Annotated in this window: 2 protein-coding genes; both read right to left on the bottom strand. The window is 74.1% G+C overall.

Annotated features, from left to right (window positions below; all coding sequences use genetic code 11):
* On the bottom strand, window positions 1-779 hold a 779-nt coding region (locus A7A76_RS07420; protein WP_206410595.1), incomplete at its 3' end, for a condensation domain-containing protein.
* Window positions 776-4,785: SDR family NAD(P)-dependent oxidoreductase (locus tag A7A76_RS07415; protein ID WP_206410594.1), on the bottom strand; the 4,010-nt coding region annotated here is incomplete at its 5' end. The genes A7A76_RS07420 and A7A76_RS07415, both read right to left, overlap by 4 nt.

Here is a 4,785-nt window from a genome sequence, read left to right as displayed (position 1 = left end):
AGCGCGTGGCGCACGGTGCGCGGGCGGCGCGGTGCGCGATCGCCGTCGCCCAGCGCCGGCTGCGCGCCGTCGAGCGTGCGCAGCCAGTAGTCCAGCGCCGCCTCGCCGGCGGCGCTGGCGACGTAATCGCGTTCCCAGCGCACGAAGTCGGCGAAGCCGGCGGCCGTCGTCGCCGTCGTCGCCGTCGTCGCCAGGTCGGCTTGCGCCGCGCCGCCGGCCGCGCGTTCGTAGGCCGCGCACAGGGTGTGCATGAACGCGTCCACCGAGCCGCCGTCGAAGGCGATGTGGTGGACGACGATCAGCAGCGTCCAGGAATCCTGGCCGCGCGCGTACAGGTCGGCGCGCATGAACGGGCCGCGGTCGAGGGCGAAGGGCTCGCGCAGGCGCGCCGACATCGTCTCGTGCAGGTCCGCCTCGCTCAGCGTCCGCGCGTCGTGGAGCGCGAACGGCAGCGTTTCGGCGGCGACGCCGCGGCGCTGCGGGCGGCCGTCGCGCTCGACCACCGCCGCGGCCAGCGCCGGGTGCGCGCGCAGGGTTTCGATGCAGGCCGCCTGCAACGCCTGCGGGTCGAGCGGGCCGCTGAGCCCGAGGCAGATCGGGATGTTGTAGGCGTAGCTGCGCGGCTGCGCGGACTGCAGCATCCACAGGCCCTGCTGGCCTTCCGACAGCGACGTGTCGGCCGCGCCGCCGCCCTCGCCCAGCGACTGCAGGCGCTGGCGCAACTCGGCCCGCGACAAGTCGCCGCGCTGGAACGCGCTCAGCCATTCGCGCAGGCTCATCGTGCGTCCTCCGCAGCGTCGGCCGGCATCTGCGCGAGCCGGGTTTCGATCAGTGCTTGCATGGCGTCCAGGTCCAGGCGTCCGGACTCGAACCGGTCCAGCAGCGCGTCCAGCGGGTCCGAGGGTTCGGCAGCCGCAGCCGGCGCGGGCGCCGAGGCCGTACGGGCGGCGAGCCGGGCGCCGATGTGCGCGCACAGCGCAGCGACCGAGGGATGTTCGAACAACTCGCGCCCCGACACGTCCAGGCCGTAACGCTGGCCGACCGCGCGCATCAGCCGCATGCTCACCAGCGAATCCGCGCCGAGGTCGTGCAGGTCGGTGTCCGCCGCCAGTTCGCCCGGTGCGAGCACCAACGCGGACTGCAGGAAGTCGGCGATGAAGTCGTGCAGGTCTTCGGCTGCGCGTCCGGCGTCGCTGTCGTTGGCGGATGTCGGCGCCGGCGCGGCTGGGCTCGCGCCAGAATCGGCGCCAGCGTCGGCGCCAGATTCGACGGCAGATGCGGCGGTCGCGACGGCGCCGGGCGGCGGGTCGATCCAATAGCGTTCGCGCGCGAACGGATAGGTCGGCAGCGCGATCCGCCGGGTCGCGCGCTCGAACAGCCCGGCGAAGTCAGGGGTACCGCCGCGCACGAACAGTTCGCCGAGACGGTGCAAGGCGCCGCGGCGCTGCGACGCCTGCGCCGCGGCCTGGATGCACTGCGCCGCATCCCGGCCGAGCGCGTCGAGTTCGCGCGCGCTCGGCCGCGCCGGCGCGGCGGCCGCTTCGGCGGCGAGCGCGGCATCCAGCGCCGCGACCGCTTCGGCGATGCTGGCGGCGACGCAGGTCCAGCGGTGCTCGAAATGCTGGCGGCCCTGCAGCAAGGTGCAGCTGACCTGCGCGCAGTCCAGGTCCTCGCGTTCGCGCAGCGCGTCGAGCAGGCGCCGCTGGCTGAGGCGCAACTGCTCGGGCGTGCGCGCGGAAAGCGCGATCAGCTGCGGCAGCGTTGCGGCCGTGGCCGCCGCCGGCGCCGGCGCTTGCTCGATCACCAGGTGCGCATTGGTGCCGCTGAGCCCGAAGGCGCTCAGGGTGGCGCGGCGCGGGCCGCGTTCCGGCGCCGGCCAGTCGCGCAGCGCGGTGTTGACGTAGAACGGGCTGTCGGCGAAATCGATGTGCGGATTGCCGTCGCGGAAATGCAGGCTCGGCGGGATCTGCCGGTGCTGCAGCGCCAGCAGCACCTTGAACAGCCCGGCCATGCCGGCGGCCTCGGCGGCGTGGCCGAGATTGCTCTTGACCGAGCCGATCGCGCAGTAATGCGAGCGCTGGGTGCGCTGGCGGAACGCGCGGGTCAGCGCCTGGAACTCGATCGGATCGCCGAGCGCGGTGCCGGTGCCGTGGGCCTCGGCCATCTGGATCTGGTCCACGTCGATGCCGAAGCGGTCGTAGACCTCCCGCTCGAGCTGTTCCTGCGCCAACGCGCTCGGCGCGGTCAGGCCGTTGCTGGTGCCGTCCTGGTTGATCGCGCTGGCGGCGATCACGCCGACGATGGGGTCGCCGTCGGCCAGCGCCGCGGACAGCTTCTTCAGCACCACCATGCCCACGCCGTCGGCGGGAACGAAACCGTCGGCGCGCGCATCGAAGGTGAAGCAGCGGCCGTGCGCCGAGAGCATGCCGGCGCGGCTGCCGATCAGATGGAACCAGTGCGTGCACTGCACATGCACGCCGCCGGCGATGGCCAGTTCGATCTCGTCCGTCCACAGCGCCTGACAGGCCAGGTGCACGGCGACCAGGCCGCTGGAACAGGCGGTGTCCACGGTCATCGCCGGGCCGCGCAGATCCAGGTGATAGGCGATGCGCGAGGACAGCAGCGCGGTCGAACTGCCGTGCATCGCCGCCGCCGGCAGTTCGCCGCCGGCGAGCTGGCCGGCGAGCAACTGGGTGTAATCCTCGCCGCTGCAGCCGACGTAGACGCCGCACTTGCGCCCGGCGACCGCGCGGCCGGCCAGCCCGGCCGCCTCCAGCGCCTTCCACGATTCCTCCAGGCACAGCCGCTGTTGCGGATCCATGTAGGCGGCGTCGGCGCGCGAGATGCGGAAGAACAGCGGGTCGAAGCGGTCGACGTCGCGGATGTAGCCGGCGTGGCGGCACAGCGGCTCGCCGTCGGCGCCGCGCAGGGCCGCCTCGGGCCAGCGCGAGGCCGGCTCGATCAGGTCGCGGCCGGCGGCGAGGTGGCGCCACAATTCGGCGCTGTCGTCGGATTGCGGGAAACGCCCGCTCATGCCGATCACCGCGATCGGTTCGCGGCGCAACGCGCCCGCGGCTCCGACCGCCGCCGGCGCCGTTGCGGACACCGCCGCCGCCGCGACCTGCGCGACCTGCGCGACCTGCGCGGACTGCGCCCGTTGCGCGTCGGCGCGATGCGCCTGCGCCACGTGCGCGGCGAGCCGTTCCAGGCTGGGATGATCGAACAGGCAGGTCGCCGGCAAGCTCAGGCCCAGCGCTTGATTGACCGCGCGCACCAGCCTGAGGCCGACGATCGAGTCCACGCCGTAGTCGGCGAACATCGCCTGCGCGTCGAGCAGGGCGGGATCCATGCGCAGCGCGGCGCACAACTCGCGCGCCAGCGCCGCCTGCACGAATTCGCCGAGGGCGAACGGATCTTCGGCGGCCGCGGCCGGAGCGGGTCCGCCGACGGCCGGCGCGCCCGCCCTGCCCGCGTCCGGCGCCGCCGCGGCGATCCGCTCCACGCGCGCGCCGTCGATGCGCAGGCGCTGCTGCGGATGCAGGCCTTCCACCGCCAGCGGCCGCTGCGTGCGGATCAGGCCGAGTTGCCGGTACGGACCGCACAGCAAGGCCTGCAAGGCGGCGCCGCCGCAATCGGCGTCGATGAACTCGATGCCGATCTCGCTCAGTTCCTGGCTGCGGCGCGGGTCGTCGATGGTCCAGTAGCCCCAGTTCGCCACCCTGACCGGCGCGCCGCAGCGCCGTTCGAGCAGGCGCGCGAACGCGTCCTGCCAGGCGCAGGCGGCGGCGTAGTGGCTTTGCTCGCGGTTGCCGATGAACGCGACCAGCGAGGAGAAGAACACGATGCCGTCGCGGGCGTCGCCGGCGAAGGTCCGGGCGATGCGCACGGCCGGCGCGGTCTTGGCGTCGAACGCCGCGCGCAGTTCGGCCGGCGACAACGACGCCGCCGGGGCCAGCGAGAAATACGTGGTCGCCGCCAGCACCGCGTCGATGCGGCCGTGCCGCGCCAGCACCGCATCGCGCACCTGCCGCAAGGCTTCGGCGTCGGCCGCGTCGGCCTGGTGATAGAACGGCCGTCGCTGCGGCGCGAACGCCGACAGCGATGCTTCGACCTCGGCGGCGCAACGGCGCCCGACCCAGATCACGGTCGCAGCGTATTCGCGCAGCAGGTAGTCGCTGACCTGGCGGCCGACATGGCCGGCGCCGCCGATCAGCACGTAGACGCCGCCTTGGCGGAAACCACCGGGCGCGAGCCGGGCGACGTCGACTTCGGTCAGACCGCTGCGCAGCCAGCGGCCGTCGCGGTGGGCGTAGACCGTGGCGCGGCCGGCGACCGCGCGCAGCGCGGCCAGCGCTTCCAGGCCGGGCTCGGCGCCGGCATCGAGATCGGCGAGCGCGAATGCGCTGTGCCGGTAGTCTTTCGCCGCCGAGCGCAGGAAACCCGCGACCGCGGCCTGGGCCGGATCGAGCGCCTGCGCGGCGTCGAGCGGCTGGCCGTGGCGGGTCACCGCCACCAGTTCGACCGCGGCGGCGGATTCGTGCAGCACCTGCAGCAGCGCCGCGCATTGCTCGACCGCCGCGGCGGGCGCGCGCAACAGCGATTCGAAATCGGGCGCGATCGGGTCGACGCCGGAGCGCGCGGAGGCGGATTCGGCGGTAACCGGCGCGAACCACAGCACCTTGCTCGGCCGGCGTCCGGCCAGCACCTCGCGCAAGGCGGCGCGGCCGCGCCAGTCCGCGGCGATCGGGCGCCGCGCCGCGAGCGCGCGCAACTGCGCGGCGCTGG

Source organism: Lysobacter enzymogenes (genome assembly GCF_017168095.1).
Taxonomy (GTDB): domain Bacteria; phylum Pseudomonadota; class Gammaproteobacteria; order Xanthomonadales; family Xanthomonadaceae; genus Lysobacter; species Lysobacter enzymogenes_D.
Note: the sequence above shows the minus strand (reverse complement) of the source record. Positions and strands in the feature narration are given on the sequence as shown.